Annotated in this window: 2 protein-coding genes; both read left to right on the forward strand. The window is 59.1% G+C overall.

Annotated features, from left to right (window positions below; genetic code table 11):
* Positions 1-487 (forward strand): hypothetical protein (locus EFQ99_RS35430; RefSeq protein WP_342635439.1); only part of this gene is annotated, 487 nt, incomplete at its 5' end.
* A complete protein-coding gene (locus EFQ99_RS34760; RefSeq protein ID WP_010009919.1) occupies positions 484-2,550 on the forward strand; it encodes a recombinase family protein in 2,067 nt (688 codons plus the stop codon). The genes EFQ99_RS35430 and EFQ99_RS34760, both read left to right, overlap by 4 nt.
* Positions 2,551-2,578: the final 28 nt, after the last annotated feature.

Below are 2,578 nucleotides of genomic sequence, written 5' to 3' on the forward strand. Positions count from 1 at the left end.
GCCATTGCCCGTTCATTCTGCCCATGTCGGTCAGGAATTGGAAGTTTATTATCGTTGGCATCCGTATTTTGGCCGCAAGGTCAACGTTCGGCGGGTAGAGCATCGAGCAACGGGCCAATTTCTCAAGGTGTTAGGTCCGTCAGGTGCCGTCGTTTCGATGGCTGCCTGGATGCTTGATCCGGTCGTTTGCGCCGGCATGACATCGGGTGCGCCACAGGTCGATCTGCTGGCATTGTCCGAATTGAAGAGGCTGGTCACGGTCGTCGCTGCTCCGCCACACTCCAGACGCGATGATGGATTCGCACGGGAGAAAGTCGATGAAGCAGCACGCCGCGCCCGCGTTGAACTCGGGCAGACAGATGAACCTGATATTCGAACCCAGCCGGATAGACGGGATGAACGAAACGGAACGGATGAAAGTCGTTCTGACGCTTGCCCGGATTCTGATGCAGGCCGCCGGCATCAGCATAGAGGAGCTTGCCGATGACAAGCGCTGATCTCCCGGTGACCGTGCTTCAGCGCAAGGCGGTCGTGTATGTACGCCAGTCCTCGCAATCCCAGGTCATGACCAATCTGGAAAGCCAGCGGCGCCAATATGATCTGGTCGACATCGCACGTAGCTACGGCTTTGTCGACATCGAGGTTATCGATGACGATCTCGGGCGATCGGCGAGTGGAACGGTAGCGCGGCCCGGCTTCGACCGTCTGGTCGCCTGGCTCTGCGCTGGCAAGGTCGGGGCTGTCCTGTGCTTCGATGCGTCGCGGCTCGCGCGCAACGGGCGCGACTGGCATCATTTGCTCGAACTGTGCGGACTTGTCGAAGCCCGTGTTATCGATCACGACGGGGTGTACAACGCTTGCCACCCCAACGATCGCCTACTCCTTGGCATGAAAGGCAGTATCAGCGAGTTCGAGTTGGGTGTGCTGCGGGCAAGGATGCTCGATGCCGCAAGGTCGAAGGCGCACCGCGGCGAACTGCGCTTGTCGGTTCCATTCGGCTATGTATGGCATCGCGAGGCAGGCCTAGGGCTTGATCCCGATATTCGTCTGCAAGAAGTGATCCGGCTTATCTACGCCCGCTTTCGCGAGCTCGGCAGCGCCCGTCAGGTGTTGTTGTCGATGCAGGCCGAGCAGATCCACTTCCCGCGGCCTGCCGACGAAGGCCGCATGACGAACTGCATCTGGCAGCCGATCCGCTACCGTAATGTGATCAGCGTTCTCAAAAATCCATTCTATGCAGGCGTTTATGTATATGGCAAAAGTGAGAAGCGCACCTCGATTGTTGAGGGGCGAGCGCGGCGGACCTACGGACATTACAAGCCGGCGGGTACTTGGGAGGTGATGATCAAGGATCATCACGAGGGTTACATCGGCTGGGATGAGTTTGAGCGCAATCAGAAGCAGTTGGCGCTCAACGCCTATGGTCGCCAGGATGGCGCAAAATCAGGCCGCGGGGGCAAGGCGCTCTTATCAAGCCTTCTGACGTGCGCCCGTTGCGGCCAACGTCTCAGTGTTTGCTATAGGGGCGGTCCGATCAGCCAGCCGGTCTACCGCTGCGATAGAGGTAACCTGGCTGGGCAGCCTCGTTGTATGACCTTCGGTGCTCCGAAGATCGACACGGCGGTGGCACGGGAGCTGTTGCGAGCGGTAGAACCCTTGGCGATCGAAGCTGCGATCGAGGCGGAGCGAATGCATCAGGAACGACAGGAAGATCGGCGCCAGATCCTCGACCTGGAACTTCAGCAGGCCCGCTACGAGGCTGGCCTTGCCGAACGGCGCTATGCAGCATGTGATCCCGACAACCGCCTGATTGCCGCTCAGTTGGAGAAGAACTGGGAGGCGGCATTGCGCCGCGTACGCGATCTGGAGATGCGCAAACCCGCGCACGACCCAACGACGATCGTCGTTGATCCCAATGCCTTTTCCAACCTCGCAGAGAACCTGTCGGCAGCCTGGAATGCTCCCGATGTAACCATGCGCGCACGCCAGCAGCTTCTCCGAACGTTGATCGCGGACATTATCGTCGATGTTGACGATGCTGTCCGTGACGTTGTCCTCACCATTCATTGGAAAGGTGGTCAGCATTCGGAGTTGCGTGTTCGTAAGCCACAGTCTGGCGAACACGGCAGCGCGACAGCCGAAGATGCACTGGAAGTCATACGCGGCATGGCTGGCCGCTGGTCAGACGAGCATATCGCCGCCACACTCAACCGAATGGGCTTTCCCACCGGCCAGGGAAAGACATGGACAGCCCATCGGGTCCGTTCTGTTCGTTACGTGCGTGGCATCGATGCCTACCGTTCAGCCGATAAAAATGGCGAATGGCTCACGCAAGCAGAGGTCGCCAAAGCGTTGGGCGTCTCAAGCTATCTGGTACGACGCCTTGTTTCCACAGGCGTTCTTCCTGCGGTCCAGGTTGTTCCGCGAGCGCCCTATCAAATCCGGGCCGCCGATTTGACGTCCGAGCCGGTCAAAGCGGCGATTGCCCGGAAAGGTCGCCCGTTGCGCGATGTGGACGCGGACACGCTTCCAATGTTTACATACACTTAACGAAGGGGTGCATAATGAAACACGTCTC

The organism is Rhizobium vallis (assembly GCF_003985155.1).
GTDB classification, from domain to species: domain Bacteria; phylum Pseudomonadota; class Alphaproteobacteria; order Rhizobiales; family Rhizobiaceae; genus Rhizobium; species Rhizobium vallis.

What these genes read in the sequence shown, in the direction of transcription:
- EFQ99_RS34760 (WP_010009919.1), top strand. Translation starts at nt 484, where the DNA reads ATGACAAGCGCTGATCTCCCGGTGACCGTGCTTCAGCGCAAGGCGGTC.